Origin of the sequence: Streptomyces diastaticus subsp. diastaticus (genome assembly GCF_011170125.1) — a bacterium.
Classification (GTDB): Bacteria; Actinomycetota; Actinomycetes; order Streptomycetales; family Streptomycetaceae; genus Streptomyces; species Streptomyces diastaticus.
On sequence record NZ_BLLN01000003.1, the window covers coordinates 1 to 18,168 of the forward strand.

At 75.4% G+C, this 18,168-nt stretch carries 12 protein-coding genes and 1 tRNA gene; 8 read left to right on the top strand and 5 right to left on the bottom strand.

The features are described 5' to 3' along the window. Positions 1-1,090: 1,090 nt before the first annotated feature. Positions 1,091-2,665: an alpha/beta fold hydrolase gene (locus Sdia_RS08565; protein WP_241193733.1), complete on the bottom strand. Its 1,575-nt coding sequence runs from the start codon at positions 2,663-2,665 to the stop codon at positions 1,091-1,093. Positions 2,666-3,160: 495 nt separating this feature from the next. Between Sdia_RS08565 and Sdia_RS08570 the strand changes: the two genes are divergently transcribed. Then, positions 3,161-4,165, top strand: coding sequence for a helix-turn-helix domain-containing protein (locus Sdia_RS08570; RefSeq protein WP_100452669.1), 1,005 nt, complete (start codon positions 3,161-3,163; stop codon positions 4,163-4,165). Then, positions 4,162-5,076 (top strand): DUF2690 domain-containing protein, encoded by a 915-nt coding sequence (locus Sdia_RS08575; RefSeq protein WP_115069875.1) that lies wholly within the window; start codon positions 4,162-4,164, stop codon positions 5,074-5,076. The genes Sdia_RS08570 and Sdia_RS08575 overlap by 4 nt, the downstream gene beginning before the upstream one ends. Positions 5,077-5,174: 98 nt before the next feature. On the opposite strand, the gene Sdia_RS08580 is transcribed toward Sdia_RS08575, so the two are convergent. From Sdia_RS08580 to Sdia_RS08595, 4 genes are all read right to left on the bottom strand, one after another. Then, positions 5,175-5,534, bottom strand: coding sequence for a hypothetical protein (locus tag Sdia_RS08580; RefSeq protein WP_100452671.1), 360 nt, complete (start codon positions 5,532-5,534; stop codon positions 5,175-5,177). Between the two features lie 64 nt (positions 5,535-5,598). After that, a complete protein-coding gene (locus tag Sdia_RS08585) occupies positions 5,599-6,435 on the bottom strand; it encodes a TrmH family RNA methyltransferase (protein WP_189500420.1) in 837 nt (278 codons plus the stop codon). Positions 6,436-6,612: 177 nt separating this feature from the next. Continuing rightward, a tRNA-Arg gene (locus Sdia_RS08590) sits at positions 6,613-6,688 on the bottom strand. A 377-nt stretch (positions 6,689-7,065) separates the two neighbouring features. After that, a complete protein-coding gene (locus tag Sdia_RS08595) occupies positions 7,066-8,289 on the bottom strand; it encodes a CapA family protein (protein ID WP_189500419.1) in 1,224 nt (407 codons plus the stop codon). A 395-nt stretch (positions 8,290-8,684) separates the two neighbouring features. Here Sdia_RS08595 and Sdia_RS08600 point away from each other — a divergent pair, with 395 nt between their 5' ends. From Sdia_RS08600 to ettA, 6 genes are all read left to right on the top strand, one after another. Next, a complete protein-coding gene (locus tag Sdia_RS08600) occupies positions 8,685-9,329 on the top strand; it encodes a hypothetical protein (RefSeq protein ID WP_115069877.1) in 645 nt (214 codons plus the stop codon). A 248-nt stretch (positions 9,330-9,577) separates the two neighbouring features. Then, positions 9,578-11,206 (top strand): dynamin family protein, encoded by a 1,629-nt coding sequence (locus Sdia_RS08605; protein ID WP_164382577.1) that lies wholly within the window; start codon positions 9,578-9,580, stop codon positions 11,204-11,206. Positions 11,207-11,213: 7 nt separating this feature from the next. Further along, a complete protein-coding gene (locus tag Sdia_RS08610; RefSeq protein ID WP_189500431.1) occupies positions 11,214-13,202 on the top strand; it encodes a GTPase in 1,989 nt (662 codons plus the stop codon). A 175-nt stretch (positions 13,203-13,377) separates the two neighbouring features. After that, entirely contained in the window at positions 13,378-14,289 is a 912-nt protein-coding gene (locus Sdia_RS30595; RefSeq protein ID WP_370464572.1) for a single-stranded DNA-binding protein, read from the top strand. A gap of 364 nt (positions 14,290-14,653) precedes the next feature. Beyond that, on the top strand, positions 14,654-16,060 hold the full coding sequence (locus Sdia_RS08620) for a Cys-Gln thioester bond-forming surface protein (protein WP_100452676.1): 1,407 nt from the start codon (positions 14,654-14,656) through the stop codon (positions 16,058-16,060). A 441-nt stretch (positions 16,061-16,501) separates the two neighbouring features. Beyond that, on the top strand, positions 16,502-18,166 hold the full coding sequence (gene ettA / locus Sdia_RS08625) for an energy-dependent translational throttle protein EttA (RefSeq protein ID WP_100452677.1): 1,665 nt from the start codon (positions 16,502-16,504) through the stop codon (positions 18,164-18,166). The last annotated feature ends 2 nt before the right edge of the window (positions 18,167-18,168 follow it).

Here is an 18,168-nt window from a genome sequence, read left to right on the forward strand (position 1 = left end):
GCCGTCGACCCCGCCCGGCGACTCAGCCGTCCCCGGACCCCGCCCCGGCAGGAGTCCCGGCGCAGACGCCGCCCCGTACGGACCACCAGCGGCTGCCCCGACGCGGGGTGCCGACGCGGGGCCCCGTCGGCACCCCGAGGCGGCACGGCATAGGCGGCGACCACCGGTTCGGGCCGGGCCAGGGCGGTGCCCAAGGCCGCTCCGCCACCGCCTCCCGCGCCCCCGTCGCGCAGCCGTACCAGGCAGCGGCCGGCGTCCGGTGCCGCGCTCACCATGCTCGATGACGGCAGTCGCCGGAACGCCTCCGGGGTCCACTCGTCCCTCCGGACCGCTCGCCCGGCCCTCGTAGCCCGGCAAGGCGCCGCTCGCAGCTCTCGGCCGGGGCGGCGGCCCCGTCCGGTCGGCGAGAGCCGCGAGCAGTTCCAGCACCTGAGGGACCTTGGCCGGCGGCCGCTCCTCCTCGGCCTGCTCGACGGCGTCGGTGGCGAGGCGAGGGCGAGGGCGAGGGCGAGGGCGAGGGCGAGGGCGAGGGCCTGTCCCGTCTCCCCGGCGTCCGCGTGCACCCGGGCCGGTCACCAGCTTCAGCCGGGACCGTCGTCACGTCACCCGTGTCGCCCGCGTCGCCCGTCGCGCTCGCCCGTTGCCCGGCCCGTCGCCCGTCGCCCGTCGCCCGTCGCCCGTCGCCCGTCGTCCGTCACCCGTCTCCGGGCCAGCCGCGGCCCCGTCCTGGAGCCGCTTCGCCTCGTCGTGGTCGCCGCAGGCCCGCCGGCGTCCGCCAGATGGTGGCTCCGCACGACGACGCCGTGCTGGTCCCCGCAGCCGGTGCCGGCGGCCTCGACCGAGGAGGCGAACAGGGCACACGCGCCGGCCGCGTGGCCCGGCCGGGCCTCCGGCGCCGGCGCGTCGATGCGCCCCGCCTGCACCAGCGGGCGGACCACGGTCCCGCCCGGCGCCGTGCCGCTCACCGGCGGCACCCCTGCCCGCGTCGTCCCCGCCCACCACAGAACCCCTCCGCGCGGTCGGCTCCCCGAGCCCCACCCAGGTCTCCGCCTCCGCGCACGGAGTGAGTGGCCGCGAGGCCGCCCCGGCGTCAGGGCTCGCACACCGCCTCCCGTGCCGGCGTCTCCTCCGGCCTGGTGAAGAACGCCGTGACCCGGCCCGCACAGGCCCCGCCCGTCACGGTGGCGTGCTCGCCGTCGGCCACCACAAGCAGGGAGCCTCCGGTGCGGGCCCGCATCGCCCGCGCCCACGGCAGCGGTGTCACCACCTCGTCCCGGTGGGCCACCAGCAGCAGAGGGCCGCCGGCGCGGCCGGGCTCGACCGGTGGCCGGTCCGGCGCGGGCAGGCCCGCGCAGGTGCTGGTGCCCGGCACCTGACCACTGCCGGGGAACATCGGACGGGACCCTCCCAGCACCGGGTAGGTGGTCCGCCGTTCACCGTAGGCCGCCCACTGCTCCGCGAACGACCCCGCATGGGTCACCTGCGAGCAGAGCAGCGCGGTCCCGGCGAACGGCGCCACCAGCGGCGGCGCCGCGACCCGCGCCTTCCCGTCCCCGCCCCCGTCCGGCGCCCGTCCCCGGGCCAGCGCCGCCAGCGCGGCCGCCGCCCCCGCCCGGTCGGCCGGCTCGGCGTCCAGATACTGCTCGGTCTCCGCCGACCCGTACGTTCCCGAGGGCGTCCGCAGCGGACGCTCCGTCAGCCGGTCGCGCAGGGCGAGCAGCCTGGTGCGTACCGCCTCGGCGTCCGTGCCGAGCCGGTAGCGGGCGGAGCGGTCCGCGAGCCACGCCGCGAACCGTTCGAACCGCTGCTCCCGCGCCCGCGTCACCCCGTCCAGCAGTCCCCGCAGATCCGGGTCGGGCGCCACCACCGACTCCAGCAGCATCCGGCCGGACCGGCCCGGGAACAGCGTGCGGTACGTGACGCCGAGGCTCGTCCCCCACGACACCCCGTAGTAGTGCAGCCGGGGCGCGCCCAGCGCCGCACGCAGCGCCTCCAGGTCGCGGGCGGCGTCGGCGGTGGTCAGGGAGGCGACCCAGGCCGGGTCGGCCTCCGCGCACGCGGCGTGGGCGCGCGCCAGCCGATCCCAGTGGGCGCGGGCGGACCGGCGCGAGGGGGCGGCGGACGGCGGACCGGCGTCCAGGGACTCGGCGGCCGGACAGACCGCGGGACGCGAGCGGCCGGTGCCGCGCACGTCCAGGCCCACCAGGTCGTACCGGTCCAGCAGCCCACGGGCGCCGCCGCCCGCCACGCCCACCGGCATCAGCCGCCCGGAGACCCCGGGACCGCCCGGGTTGAGCGCCAGCGGTTCGGCCCGGCCGCCGCCGGTGGACGGCAGCACCGCCACCGCGAGCCCGAACCGCCGTCCCTCCGGCGCCGACCAGTCCACCGGCACTGTCAGCGTGCCGCACCGCAGCCGCCCCGCGTGCCGGGCGTACGCCGGACGGTGCTCCGCCGCGCCCCACACCTGCGCCTCGGCCTCGCTCGGCTCGGGGCAGGTGCCCCACACCAACGCGCCGGCCCGTTCCCCGGCACCGGTCCCCACCGCCACCGGCTGCCCGCCGCCGCCCGCGCACCCGCCCGCCAGCACCCCGCCGAGCAGCACCGCGGCCAGGCCCCGCACCGCCCGGGACCGTCCGCCGCCCACCACACCTCCAGCCGTCGACACCCGGACCGCCCCGACGATAGGCAACGCACCCCGACCGGCCCCGCGACGCGCCCCACGGCAGGGCCGACCGGGTGCCGCCCGGCCGGGCCACGCAGGGGCGGTGGACAGCACAGTGAGGGAGCGGCTGACAGTTCGTACGATGTCCGGGGCGGTCCGGGGCCGACGGCCACGCGGCATCCGGAGGCTCACCGGTACGGGGCGGGGTGCGCGGAGAGGCGTGCAGCGCCTTCCCGGCCGGACCCCCGTGCCGGCCCGGAAGGCGCTGGTGACGCCGTCCTCGCGGCCGCCCGGACCGCCGGTCCGGAGGGACCGGGGAGCGCGGGGTGGCGCTGAGTGACGGGCCCCAGCTTGGCGAGGGGCGGCCGATCGCCGCCACCTGGCCGGGCGACTTGGCGGTATTCTGGGTCGTCCCAGGCTCTGACCAGGGAGTTTTCCCGCCCAGGAGAGCATGCTGGGGGCCACCGGAGCCGGGGCGAGTGGGGGAGGACACACAGCATGGCGCCGTGGAAGACGCTTCCGGAACACCTCGATCCACAGGCCAGGCGGCTGGTGGACAGGCTGAGGAGGCTCAAGGACGCCACCGGGCTCAGTTTCACGGCCCTGGCCACGAGGACGAGTTACAGCCGTTCCTCGTGGGAGCGGTACCTGAACGGCCGTAAGCTCCCGCCGTCCGACGCCGTCGCCGAACTCGCCGCCCTCGCGGGCGCCGACCCGGACCGCATGCTCGCCCTGCACACCCTCGCCGCCCAGACCTGGACGGCACCTCCGCCGAGGGCGACCGCTCCGGCCAAGGCCGCTGGGCCGGCGGAGGCGGGCACCGTTGCGGCCGGTCGGGCCGACGTGCCCGCGGAGCCGGTCCCGGGGAAGCGCGCGCCGGCAGGGTCCGCGTCCGCGTCCGTAACCGCATCCGGGAACGTTGCCGGCCCCGAGGTGGCTCCCGAGGCCGAAGCCGCCGGGCCCGGCGAGCCGGGCGCCCCGGGCGTACCGGAGGAGCCCGCCGGCCAGGGGCGCGGCGACACCGTGGTCATCGGCGGCTCAGCCGCTCCCGCGAAGTCCGCCCCGCGACGGCCCGCCCGCCGCGGCCTGCTGGTCGCCGGCACCGCCCTGGTCGTCGTGGCCGGCGCGCTGGCCGTCGTCTTCGGCCTCGTCCTGCCCGGGACGGGCGCCGCCGAGGCCGACGAGGAGCAGCACCGCCGGGTGGCCGCCGAGGAGTTCACCTTCGAGCCGGGCCGCACCCACCCGTGCGACATCCACCGCTTCGAGGGCCGCCTGTACGCGGGGCACAGCGACACCACCGAGGCCCTGCTCCAGCAGATCTCCACCACCTGGGACGTGGTCGAGGCGCAGTGCCTGCTGGAACACCGCGGGTACCGCATCGGCAGCGTCGACGGGGCCTACGGGGCGGCCACCGAACGGGCCGTCAAACGCCTTCAGGACAAGGAAGGGCTGGTCGTCGACGGGATCATGGGCCCGCACACCTGGGAGGTGCTGCGACGGTGACCGGCGAGCCGTCCCTGGAATGCGCCCACCTCGCCCGCGAGCTGGCCGCCCTGCGCGCCGCCACCGGACTGAGTCTGGCCGGGCTCGCCGCCCGCACCACCGCCAGCAAGTCGTCCTGGCAGCGCTATCTCGGCGGCGTCCTCATCCCGCCGCCGGAACTGGTCGGCGAACTCTGTGCCCTCGCCGGTGAACCGCCCGCGCGACTGCTGGCCCTGCGGGAACTGGCCGAGCTGTCCCGACGCCACCCCCGCCCGGCCCCGGAACCACCCGCCCCGACCCGAGCCGCCACCCCGGCCGCCCCCGAGATCCCCGGGCCGAGGCGACAAGCGGCGCCCGGCACGGGAAACGACGCATCCGCAGAGGCCGCCTCCGACACCGCGCTCCCGGCCGACGGCGCCTTATCCGCCCCACCGGGCTCCGGCCGCCCCGCGCGCGTCCCGTTCCATCGCCGCCGGGGGACCGTCCTCACCGGCGCCGGGGCACTGGCGACCGCCGCCATGGTGGCCGGGGCCCTGCTGCTCGGCGGCGCCCGCGAGGAGCCGGCCGACGAGGGGCTCTGGCCGGGCTGCGTGGGCGAACAGTGCCGGGGCAAGTCCTCGCAGGCGCAGGGGTGCGGTATCCCCGGCAGCGGTCTGCGGACCGTCGCGGAGCAGGGGTTCGGCGGACGGACGGCGGTCGAGATCCGCTACAGCCCCTCCTGCCGGGCCAGTTGGGTACGCGTCCGGTTCGGCTCGGTCGGGGACCGCGTCGAGATCACCGGTCCGGGCCGGGAGAGCCAGTCCGCCGAGGTCGCCGACAAGTACGACGCGCTCGACTACCTCTCCACCCCGATGCTCGCGGGCGGACCCGAGGGCATGACGGCCTGCCTCGTCCGCGCGGACGGCGAGGAGCGGCACTGCTTCCGGTCGTGAGGTGTCCGGACCGAGGGTGCTCGCCGTCGCCCTCGCGCAGCGGGACCCGGGCGCGTGGTCCACGCGCCCGGGTCCGGGGTGAGGAGAGGGGGAGGGTGTCAGTTGTCCGAGTAGCTGAAGTCTCCGACGGTCCACGCGCTGACGTCCTCGATCGCCACGCGGTACATGCCGCCGGTCTCGGGGATGCCCACCGTGCCCTGGAGGATGCGCGCCACGTGGAAGTGCAGGTGCCGGGGAGGACCGTCCTCCCGCGAATCGTCGGTGAAGACGGAGGAGAACGCGCCCAACTGGACCGAGTCCGCCAGAACCTCCGAGACCCGTTCGCGCCACACGGCCTCGGGAGCCAGCCGCCCGGTGATGACGGCGCCACCGGTGACCACGGTCAGAGACATCTGGTTGCTGCGCCCGGACTCCACCAGCGCGGCGATGTCAACGAGCAGTGCGTCAGTCTTCGACATGGAACCCGAGTCTAATGCCCGCCGAGCCGCCCTGAGCAGCGGCGCTCGGCGGGGAGCGGCCCGGTCAGCGGCCGCGCCGCCCGGCGGTGATCCGCTGCCGCGAAGCCTCGTAGAGCACGGCCGTCGCCGCGTTGGCCGCGTTGAGCGAACTCGCCGCCCCCGCCATCGGGATGCTCACCGTGGCGTCGCACAGCTCGCGCCAGGTGCTGGAGAGCCCGGACGTCTCGTTGCCCACCAGCAGCAGCACCGGCTGGGTGAAGTCGAACGCGTGGACGTCCGCGTCGCCCTTCTCGTCGGTCCCCACCAGGACGAGCGGACACCCGGCGGCGCGCCGCCGCTCCACCCACGCCATCACCTCGGCCGGCGAGGGCACCCGCACGGTCGGCAGGGAGAACAGCGAGCCGGTCGTCGCCCGTACGCTCTTGGGGTCGTACACGTCGGCGGCGTGCCCGGAGACGATCACGCCGTGCGCGCCGAACGCGTCCGCCGACCGGATGACACTGCCGATGTTGCCCGGGCCGGCCGGCCGGTCGAAGAGGACCCCCAGGAAGTCCGGCCCGGTCCCGATCCGCTCCAGGTCGTCGGCGGGCAGCTCGACCACGGCGACCACCTCCGGCGCACCCTCGGCCTTCTCCCCGAGGTCGGCCAGCAGCTCCGGCGCGAGAGCGACCCGCTCGGCCGGGACCGTTTGCAGCAGCTCCCGCGCCCAGCCGGACAGCTTCCGGCTGTCGTCGTACAACAACGTGGTGACAGGCCAGCCGTACTCCACGGCCAAGGAGATCGGCCGTACCCCCTGCACCAGGAACCGCCCCAGTTGATTGCGCTTCTTCCGGTTCCCCAGCAGCGCCTCCCACTGCTGGAACCGGGCATTGCGAGACGTGACCCGCTGCGCCCCAGCCATCCGTACTCCCACTCCCACCCGACCACGACGACCGGGCGACACCACGCCGCCCCGCGAGGTCCGCACCGACGAGGCTGAAACCCTACCCGGGGCAGGACGGCACGGAGCGGGCGGTGAGGCGGGGGAGGGCATCGGCGCAGGGCGGCGACGGCCGTGGAACACCGCACGATGTTCCGCTGGCGCCCCCGGCAGGACTCGAACCTGCGGCCAAGCGCTTAGAAGGCGCCTGCTCTATCCACTGAGCTACGGGGGCCGGTGCGGTGTGCCCGGGTACCGGGTGGTCCGGGGGGTTGCGGCCGGGCACAAGGATAGGGCTCCGGTCGGCCCGGCCCGGTTGCATCACGCGCGTGGCATGATGTGGAGGTTCGGTGAAGCACAGCGATACTCGCAGGTGAGTGGCGATCTTGCAGTTCTTTTCGCGGCTCGTGCGGTGGGTGTTGTGCACTCGTTATACCTGCGTCACCTGGAAGGCTGACCTTTCCCGCCATACGGGATGAACCGCTCCCCGGTGGCCCGGAGAGCGGTCGGAAAGCGGGGGCGGACCGCGTCGATCCGGCCGGCGACCGGCCCGGTCCGGGCGGAACGCGGCCCTCCTCCGCCAGGCGCCCCGGGCTCGCGCGGCGGTGCCGCTCAGCGCCCCATCCGCAGGCCGTCCCGGTCCGCGCCCCGGCCCAGTACCGCCTTGCGGACCGCGGCCAGCGCGGCGGCGTCCTCCGGGTCAAAGGCGGCGGCCTCGGCGGCGCGGGCGAGGTTGACCAGGCGCAGCGGGTCGTTGGCCATCCGGTGCGGGATGAACTCCGCCGAGGTCACCACCCACTCGGCGCCCGCCTTCCGGGGCGCGGTGAAGGTGAAGCGGGCGGCCGAGCCGAGCTGGCCGCGCGGGTCGGTCATCTCGCCGGCCACCTGATCGCCCATGCCGTAGACCACCCAGGTGCCGTTGACCTTCTCGTACGCCTGCGGGACGTGCGCGTGGGTGCCGAGGATCAGGTCGATGTCGCGGCGGCCGTCGCTGCGGGAGGCGGTGAGCCGCTCGGCGACGGCGCGTTGCTGCCGGTCCGGGGCCTCCTGCCACTCGGTTCCCCAGTGGACGCTGGCGACCACGACGTCGGCCCCGGCGGCGCGGGCCGCTCGCGCGTCGGCGACGACCCGGTCCGGGTCGAGTTCGTTGACGAGGAAGGACTTGCCGGGCGGGACCTCCTTGTTGGTCCAGTGGACGTAGGAGAGGTGGGCGACCCGGGCGTCCCCCGCGCGCAGCAGCAGCGGCCGGTCGCGGTCCTTCGGGGAGCGGGCCGTGCCGGTGTGCGCGACGTCGGCGCGGTCCAGGGCGTCCAGGGTCCTGCGGACACCCTCCTCGCCGTCGTCCATGGCGTGGTTGGAGGCGGTCGAGCAGGTGTCGTAACCGGCGCCGCGGATCGCGCGGGCGATGTGCGGGGGCGTCTTGAACAGCGGGTATCCGGTGAACGGCCCGTCGTCCTCGCCGACGATGGTCTCCAGGTGGCAGATGGCCAGGTCGGTGCCGCGGGTGACGGCTCGGGCGCCCGCCAGCAGCGGGCCGAAGTCGTAGCGCCCGTCGTTCTCCGGCGCGAACGGGTCCGGCCCCGCGTCCCGGTCGGGCACGCCCGAGGCGTCGGCGGCGGCCTGCCGGATCACCGCGTCGTGGGCGAGGATGTCGCCGGTCGCGACCAGGGTGAACCGGTCCGGCCGCGTCGCCGGGGGAGCGGCGGCGCCCCTCGGCGGCAGGGGCGGCGCGGGCTCGGGGCTCGCGCACCCCGCCGCCAGGGCGCCGAGGGTGAGCGCCGAGGCGAGGGCCGCGGTGCGGTGACGGGTCAGGGCGCGGTGGCGTGGTGGGGGCATGGCCGGCTCCGTACGTGTGAAGGGTGACACCTCCGGTCGAAGAGATGACACCTCCACTCATGTGATGATCCGACCGTGCCGTACGCGTGGGACGCCGGTGTCTCGGCACAACGGAGCAGCGGCGTCACCCGGGAGGCGGGTGAACGGCGGAGCGGCCGCGCGGTCCGCCGTTCAACCCCGCGGGGGCGGGGGGATTCCGTCGAGGTGTCGTGAGCGTTCCGCCCGGGCCGGACAATCCACGCGCGGCCGCTGCCTAGGCTGGGTCGGCTGTACGTTCACGCCCCGGCACCCGTCATGCGCCGAGCCTCCCGTGCGAGGGGGCGCGCCGTGCGAAACGGGCGCCGGACGCCCGGTGACCGGGCGCGGCGGGGCCGGTCCTACCTGGGAGTTTGTACGTGTCGAAGAAGAAGTTGTGGCTGCGTTCGGCCGCCTCCGCCGCCGTGCTGGCGCTGGCCCTCACCGCGTGCGGCGGGTCCGGCGAGGAGGACGGCGCGGCCACCACCGGCAAGGGCGGGGCCTCGCAGGAGAAGGAGCCGGGGAAGGGCGAGGCGGAGAAGGGCGAGGCGGGGAAGGCCGAGGGAGGGAAGGGCGGCGAGCTGGCGGCCGGTGAGAAGGCCACCAGCGCGTTCGACGAGGACGGCACCGAGGTGACGTACGAGATCGTCGCCGAGAAGGTCGACGTCGGTACCGCCGAGGACACCAAGAAGCTGGTCTCCGACCCGAAGAAGGCCGAGGGTCTGGTCCCGGCCGTGGCGCACGTCGAGTTCACCGTCAAGGACGGCGGGCCGGTCGCCGACTACCCGGACGTCGGCGGCGAGATCGAGGTCCACGCCGACGGGCAGCGCGGCACCATCCTGATCGGCGCCTCCGAAGACGCCCCGGGGTGCGAGTCGACCTCCGACATCAAGAACTGGAAGGCCGGCGAGAGCCACGTCATCTGCGACACCTTCATGGTGCCGGAGACGGCGAAGGAACTGACCGTGCAGTGGGCGGCCGACCGCGACGCCGACCCGTTCGTCTGGAGCTTCCAGAACTCCTGAGTCCGCCCCCGCGGAGGCGGGCGGTCCTCGGCGGCCGGGCCCGGACCCCTCGACGGGGTGCGGGCCCGCCGTCGTGCGGGAGCCCGAGCACGCGCGGGCCCGGAACCGGACGCCCGTCCCGTCCGCGCGGGCCCTCCCGCCGCTCCGGCCCGTCGCGGTGAGGGCGCCGAGGACCGTCGGCGAGGCACAGCCACGCAGAAATGCCCCATACGCTTCAAAAAGCCACCAAAATTGGGCATTCTTCGCTTGTGGTGACCTTGGACGTACGGCCTCAGCTCCTGGACGCTCTCTCCGCCCTGCGCGACCGCGTCGCCGCCGCGCGCTTCCCGCTACCCGTGCCCGGCGCACCCCGAGCCCGCGTCAACCGCGACGAACTCCTCGCCCAGCTCGACGACTACCTCCTGCCCCGGCTCCGCGCCCCCGAGGCCCCCCTGCTCGCGGTCATCGGGGGCTCCACCGGCGCCGGCAAGTCCACCCTCGTCAACTCCCTGGTCGGACGCCGCGTCAGCGAGGCGGGCGTGCTGCGCCCCACCACCCGCGTCCCCGTCCTGGTCTGCCACCCCGACGACCACCACTGGTTCGGCACCGACCGCGTCCTGCCGGGCCTCGCCCGCATCCCCCACCCCACCCGCCACACCAGCGCCGACCCCGACCACGACGACGAGGACGAGGAGACCGCCGACCCGGCCGGTGCCCCCGTCCTGCGCGTCGAGACCGCGCCGACCCTCCCCCGCGGCCTCGCCCTCCTCGACGCCCCCGACATCGACTCCCTGGTGACCGGCAACCGGCTGCTCGCCGCCGAGCTCATCGCCGCCGCCGACATCTGGGTCATGGTCACCACCGCCGCCCGCTACGCCGACGCCGTCCCCTGGCACCTGCTGCGCACCGCCAAGGAACACGACGCCACCCTCGTCAGCGTCCTCGACCGGGTCCCGCACCAGCTCGTCGCCGAGGTCTCCCGGCACTACGCCGCGCTGCTCACCAAAGCCGGACTCGGCGACGTGCCCCGCTTCACCGTCCCCGAACTCCCCGAATCCGCGGGCGGCGGCGGCCTGCTCCCCGCCACCGCCGTCGCCCCGCTGCGCGCCTGGCTCACCCACCGCGCCCAGGACCCCGACGCCCGGCGGTACGCCATGTCCCGCACCGCCGAAGGCGCCCTCGACTCGCTGCGCGCCCGGATGCCGGAACTGGCGGCCGCCGTCGCCGCCCAGTACGCCGCGGCCCTGCGCCTCGGCGGCGCCGTCGAGGACGCGTACGCCGGCCAGTACGACCGGCTGCGTGCCCGGCTCGACGACGGCGAGGTGCTGACCGGCGACGCCGTCAACCGCTGGCGCGGCTTCCCCCTCGACTGCACCGGAACCGAACTCCTCGACTCACTCGTCGACGGCCTCGTCTCCCTGGTCCTGTGCGCCGTCACCACCGCCGACGCCGCGGTCGAAGAGGCCTGGCGGTCCGAACCAGCCGCCCGCGCCGAACAACTCGTGGCCGCCCGGCCCGACCACGCCGCCGTCGAACACCGCCTCGGCATGGCCGTACGGCGCTGGCGGCGCGTGACGGACGAGTACGTCGAGGACGAACTGCGTGGTCACGAGCGGGCCACCGCACCCGACCCGGAAGCGGTCGCCGGGCTGCTCGGCGCCGTGCTGCTCGGTGGCCGGCGGGGCCGTACCGCGGGCGAGGACCTCGCCGAACGCGTCGGTGCCCAGGGCGCGACCCGCCTGCGCGACCGGGCCGGCCGGCTGCTGGACGAATACCTCGACCGGGCCGTGCACGCCGAGCGGGACCGGCGGCTCGTCGCCGTCGAGAGCCTCGGGGTCCACCCCGAGCCGCAGGCCGAACTCATCGCCGCGCTGTCGGTCCTTCAGAAGGAGAGGTGAGGTGACGGTGACCAGCACCACCGAGCACACCGAGTACGCCGAGCACACCGGGCAGGCGGAGTACGCCGAGGGCGGCCGGGACCGAGAGGCGCGCCCGCAGGAGGCGGAGAAGACCCGTCAGGCGGCGGAGGCCCCGAGGGAGGGCACCGCGGTACGGGCCGGGGCGGACGCGGCCGCCGCCGGCGGCGCCTGGGACGACGGGCTCATCGCCCGGCGGGCGGCGGCCGCCGTGGCCGCCACCGGGCGGCAGGCGGGGGCCGGACTCCCCGCGCCGTACGACGGAGGCACGGCCTCCGGCGTGGGCGACGCCGACCTGGCGGCCCGGCTGGACGCCCTGCGCGAACTGACCGGGCTCTCCCGGCCGCGCGTCGACGCCGCCGCCCTCGCCGAGGCCGGGCGGGTCCTGGACGACGCGGCCGCCCGCGGCCGCCTCTCCCGCAGGCACACCGTCGTCGCCCTCGCCGGAGCCACCGGAAGCGGCAAGTCCACCCTCTTCAACACCCTCGCCGGGGTGACCATCTCCGACACCGGCGTCCGCCGTCCCACCACCTCGGCGGCGCTCGCGTGCAGCTGGACCGACGGCGCCGCCGGGCTCCTCGAACGCCTGGAGATCCCCGGCCGCCTGCGCCGCCGGCCCGTCCAGGGCCCCGACGGGCCCGGCGCCTTCGACGGCCTGGTCCTCATCGACCTGCCCGACCACGACTCGGCCGCCGTCGAGCACCGCGCCCAGGTCGACCGCGTCCTCGCCCACGTGGACGCGGTGATCTGGGTGGTCGACCCGGAGAAGTACGGGGACGCCCTCCTCCACGAGCGGTACCTGCGGCCGCTGGCCGGGCACGCCGAGGTCACCTTCGTCGTCCTCAACCAGGTCGACCGGCTCCCCGAGGACGCCACCGACCAGGTCCTGGACGATCTGCGCCGCCTCCTCGACGAGGACGGCATCGCCCTCGGCGAGCACGGCGAGCCGGGCGCCACCGTCCTCGCGCTCTCCGCCCTCACCGGTGAGGGCGTCGGCGAACTCCGCGACTGCCTCGGCCAGCTCACCTCCGAACGCCGCGCCGCCGCCCGCCGGATCGGCGCAGACCTCGACGCCGCCGCCGAACGGCTCCGCCCCGTCTACGTGCCCACCGGCCGGGTCGGCCTCAGCGAGGAGGCCCGCGAACAGTTCGCCGACCGCCTCGCCGAAGCCGTCGGCGCCACCGCCGCGGGCCAGGCGGCCGAACGCGCCTGGCGCCGCAACGCCGGCCGTGCCTGCGGCACCCCGTGGCTTCGCCTGTGGCGCTGGTACGAGGCCCGACGCGCCCCCCGGACCACGGAGCGGCCGCCCGGCGAGACGCACGAGGAGGAGACGACCACGGCGCGCCAGCGCGTCGAGCAGGCCGTACGCCTGGTCGCCGACGAGGCCGCCGGCGGGCTGCCCGCCCCCTGGGCCGACGCCGTGCGGGAGGCCGCGGGACGCGGCGCCGACGGGCTGCCCGAGGCGCTGGACGGCCTGGCCGCGCCCGAGTCGGTACCGGCCCGGCCGCCCCGTCCCGGGTGGTGGCCGGTCGCGGTGCTGGCCCAGGTCGCGATGACGCTTCTCCAGGTCGTGGGAGGCATCTGGCTGCTGGGGCAGGTGCTGGGGGTGTGCGCCCCGGACCTCCTCCCGCCGGTCCTGCTCATGCTCGCGGGCATCGCCGGAGGCCCCTGCGTCGAGTACGGCAGCCGGCTGGCCGCCCGGGGGCCCGCCCGCCGGTACGGGGCGGACGCCGAACGGGCGTTGCGGGACGCGGCGGCCGGTTGCGGACGGGCCCGGGTGCTCGACCCCGTGGCGGCGGAACTGCTGCGCTACCGGGAGGTCCGTGAGCAGTACGCGCGGGTGCTCGACCCGGTGGGCGGGGGCAGCTCCCAGGGACGCGCGGGCGGTGCCCCGGCGCTCGGCGGGAGCTTCGCACGCGGGCCGGCGGGAGGCCGGTCCGGCGGCCGGATGGCGGAGTTGTCCACAACCGGCCGGTAGTCCACAGGCGCAGGCAGGCCGCTTGCGACCCGACGAGAGTGGGCGGTGCGCGGGAGGCCGGTCCCCGGGCGGCCCCGGCAGGCCGTGCCGGCGGACCGTCCCGCGCACCGGCGGGCAGGCGACGGCGCGGGCGGTCCGCGCGGCCTCCCGCCGCACCTGGCGGGAGCGGATGAGGATGAACGAGACGATGGTGACCGTGGTCGGCAACGTGGCGACCACACCGGTCTACCGCGAGTCGGCGCACGGCCCCATGGCCCGCTTCCGGATGGCGGCCACCCCTCGCCGCTGGGACCGGCAGCGGCAGGGCTGGTCCGACGGGCCGACCAGCTTCTTCACCGTCTGGACCACCCGGCAGCTCGCCTCCAACGTCACCGCCTCGATCACCGTGGGGGAGCCCGTCATCGTCCAGGGCCGCCTGCGGGTCCGCGAGACCGAGCGGGGCGGGCAGCAGTGGACCACCGCGGAGATCGACGCCGCCTCCGTCGGCCACGACCTGACCCGCGGCACGGCCGCCTTCCGCCGGGTCCGCAGGCCCACCGGCACCTGGCCCGGCGCCACCGGGCCTCAGGACAGCCGCTCGGCCTCGGCGGCCCGGCGGGCGGCGGGCGGCGGGGACGACGGGCCCGGGGAGGGCGGTGGTGGGATGGCGCGCCCGGTGGAGGAGCCGGACTGGAGCGTCAACGGGGCGGGAGCCGACGGGGATTGGGGAGCCCGGGGTGGGCATGGTGCCCCGGGCGGGGTGGAGGCCGGGGCGGACGAGGGAGCGGACGCGCGTGCCGCTGTGGGCGCGTGCGGGGAGGGCGACCGGGACGGAGACGGAGACGGGGACGTGAACGGGGACGGAGAGGCGGACGTGGCCGGCGGGGAGCAGGGCGGTGCTGATCCTGGCGCGGGGGCGGAGGCCGGGGGCACGGCCGGAGCACGGAGCCGCAGGCGGCCCGCGTCGAAGCGGCAGGCGGGAGGGAGGCCGCGAGGTGGCACGAAGGCAGGTGACCGGGCCGGCGGCGCTCAGCAGGGCGGGGAGGCCGGCGCCGACGACGGCGTGTCGCCCCCGGCACCGGCCGTCACGGATGCCCGCGCTCGATGACGCCTGGCGCCAGTGACGGCGGTCGGCCCTCGTGCGACCTCTCCGGCCTGAGCCGCCGCCGGCCCGCGGGCCCGGGGTGCGCCGACGGCGTACGGGGCCGGGGTGCCGACGGCGTACGGGGCGGGGGCGGGTGCAGCCCGGCCACCCTTTCGCAACCGCCCTCCATCCCCCCAATTCCGCCCTTCCCCCGACTTCTGACGCCCCGCCAATAACGATTCCGACGCGGATCGATTGGGCGAGCGCTCTCGTGGGCAAGGGCCAGCTTTCGCCTCCATAGGATGCCCGGCATAGCTCACGGGGCACTTGATTCTGCTGGCGGGACGACTCCCCACTCGTGAACGCGTCCTGCCCGGAGGGGAATTGCATGTTTTCTGTTGGTAGTCGGGCTGTTTCGCGCCTGGCGGCGGCGACCGTGGCCTCGGGCCTGGTCGCGGCGGGTGTCCTGACCGGAGCCGGGACCGCGGTGGCCGACGAGGCGGCAGCCGGGCACCCCGGTGGCGCCTCGTCGACGCTGAGCGGACTGAAGACGTACGACCAGGCCGTCATCCACGGGCAGCGTGGTGACCAGAAGGTGTCGGCCGGGCTCTTCGAGATGGTCGTCGACGGTGGCGGCTCGCTGCAGACGTACTGCATCGACATTCACAACCCCACGCAGAAGGAGGCGAAGTACCGGGAGACCGCCTGGGACGCGACCTCCCTCAACGCGAACAAGGACGCCGGGAAGATCCGCTGGATCCTCCAGAACTCCTACCCGCAGGTGAACGACCTGGCGGCGCTGGCGAGCAAGGCCGGTGCGGGCGCGCTCACCGAGAAGACCGCGGCAGCCGGTACCCAGGTGGCCATCTGGCGTTACTCGGACGGCGCGGACGTCGAGGCGCTGGACCCGGCGGCGGAGAAGCTCGCCGACTACCTGGAGAAGAACGCGCAGGCGCTGGCCGAGCCGAAGGCGTCCCTGACGCTCGACCCGCCGGCCGTCTCCGGCAAGGCCGGCGAGAAGCTGGGCCCCGTCACCGTCCACACCGACGCCGGCAGCGTCGGCGTGACCGGCCCGGCCGACGCCTCCGCGGGGGTCACCGTGGTCGACGAGGCGGGCAAGCCCGTCACCGAGGCCGCCGACGGCAGCCGCCTCTTCTTCGACGTGCCCGCCGCCGAGGAAGGTGCCGAGCAGAGCGGCAGCGCCGCGCTGACCGTGCAGGCGTCCACCACCGTCCCGGTCGGCCGCGCCTTCGCCTCGGACAGCAAGAGCCAGACGCAGATCCTGGCCGGCTCCAGCGAGTCGACGGTCTCCGCGACGGCCACCGCGCACTGGGCGGGCACCGGCCCGATCCCGGCGGTTTCCGCCGAGAAGAACTGCTCCGCCTCCGGCATCGACCTCACCGCCTCCAACCAGGGCGACGAGGATTTCACCTTCGAGCTGATGGGCGTCGAGCACACCATCGCCGCCGGCAGGACGCAGACCGTCACGGTTCCTCTCAAGGAGGACCAGGCGTACGACTTCACCATCACCGGGCCCAACGGCTTCGAGAAGCGCGTCACCGGTGTCCTCGACTGCAAGACGGCCGGTGAGGCCGGTGCGGGCGGCGCCCAGCCGTCCAGCGGGCCCAGCCCCGCCTCCGCGGGCAGCACCCCCGTCGGCGGCGACGGCCAGGACCTGGCCGCGACCGGCGGCTCCAGCGCCACCCCCGTCATCGGCGGCGTCGCCGTGGCCCTCGTGGTGATCGGCGGCGCGACCGTGTTCCTCCTGCGCCGCAAGAAGGTCTCCGAGAGCTGACCGGCCGTGGCGCGGTACCGCGCCACCCAGGGGGTGTCCGGCGCGTTCCGCGCGGAGCCCGCGACGCACGGCAGCGCTCCCGCCGCACCGGCCGGAGCCCGCACCGAGCACCGCGGACACCGCACAGGGCGCGCCGGCACCCCCGGCGTCCGCCGCCGTCCCGGCGCGCGGCGGACCGCGAGGACCCTGCCCTGACCTGGGTCCCGCACTCCGGCGCCGGGGCCCGTCCTTCCGGCGGGCACCGGCGCCGCGGTACGTCCCGCGCCGCCGTCGGGCCGCCGCCGGGGGCGGCGCCCGGTCCTCCCGGGCCCCCGTCCGGGCGAGACCCCCCTGGGGTACCCGTTTTCGCCGTGCGGCCCCCGTGCGGCAAGATGGGTGTATCTGCCCTCACGGCGGAGCTGACCACCCACACGCCTGATCCAGACTGCCGGACGGTTTCTCTTGGCTGAGTACATCTACACCATGCGCAAGGCGCGTAAAGCGCACGGCGACAAGGTGATCCTCGACGACGTCACGCTGAGCTTCCTCCCGGGGGCGAAGATCGGCGTCGTCGGGCCCAACGGTGCCGGTAAGTCGACGGTGCTGAAGATCATGGCCGGGCTGGAGCAGCCGTCGAACGGCGACGCCTTCCTCTCCCCGGGCTACACCGTCGGCATCCTGCTCCAGGAGCCGCCGCTTGACGAGTCCAAGACGGTCATGGAGAACGTCCAGCAGGGCGTCGCCGAGACCAAGGGCAAGCTCGACCGGTTCAACGAGATCGCCGAGCAGATGGCGACCGACTACTCGGACGCGCTGCTGGAGGAGATGGGCAAGCTCCAGGAGGAGCTGGACCACGCGAACGCCTGGGACCTCGACGCCCAGCTGGAGCAGGCCATGGACGCCCTGGGCTGCCCGCCCGGCGACTGGGCCGTCACCAACCTCTCCGGTGGTGAGAAGCGCCGCGTCGCGCTCTGCAAGCTGCTCCTGGAGGCGCCCGACCTGCTCCTCCTCGACGAGCCCACCAACCACCTCGACGCCGAGTCGGTGAACTGGCTGGAGCAGCACCTCGCCCAGTACCCGGGCACCGTCGTCGCCATCACCCACGACCGGTACTTCCTGGACAACGTCGCGGGCTGGATCATGGAGCTCGACCGCGGCCGCGCCATCGGCTACGAGGGCAACTACTCCACGTACCTGGAGACCAAGCAGACCCGTCTCAAGGTCGAGGGGCAGAAGGACGCCAAGCGCGCCAAGCGCCTCAAGGACGAGCTGGAGTGGGTCCGCTCCAACGCCAAGGGCCGCCAGGCGAAGTCCAAGGCGCGCCTCGCCCGGTACGAGGAGATGGCGGCCGAGGCCGACAAGATGCGGAAGCTGGACTTCGAGGAGATCCAGATCCCGCCGGGCCCGCGCCTGGGCAGCGTCGTCGTGGAGGTCGAGCACCTCAGCAAGGCGTTCGGCGACAAGGTCCTCATCGACGACCTGTCCTTCACCCTGCCGCGCAACGGCATCGTCGGTGTGATCGGCCCGAACGGCGCCGGCAAGACCACGCTGTTCAAGATGATCCAGGGCCTGGAGGAGGCCGACTCCGGCTCCATCAAGGTCGGCGACACGGTCAAGATCAGCTACGTCGACCAGTCGCGCGCCAACATCGACCCCAAGAAGACGCTGTGGGCCGTCGTCTCCGACGAGCTGGACTACATCAACGTCGGCCAGGTCGAGATGCCGTCCCGCGCCTACGTCTCCGCGTTCGGCTTCAAGGGCCCGGACCAGCAGAAGCCCGCCGGGGTCCTCTCCGGCGGTGAGCGCAACCGCCTGAACCTCGCGCTCACCCTCAAGCAGGGCGGCAACCTCCTCCTCCTCGACGAGCCCACCAACGACCTGGACGTCGAGACGCTCTCCTCGCTGGAGAACGCCCTGCTGGAGTTCCCGGGCTGCGCCGTGGTCGTCTCCCACGACCGCTGGTTCCTGGACCGCGTCGCCACGCACATCCTGGCGTACGAGGGCAACTCCAAGTGGTTCTGGTTCGAGGGCAACTTCGAGTCGTACGAGAAGAACAAGGTGGAGCGGCTCGGTGCCGACGCGGCCCGGCCGCACCGCGCCACCTACAAGAAGCTGACCCGGAGCTGACC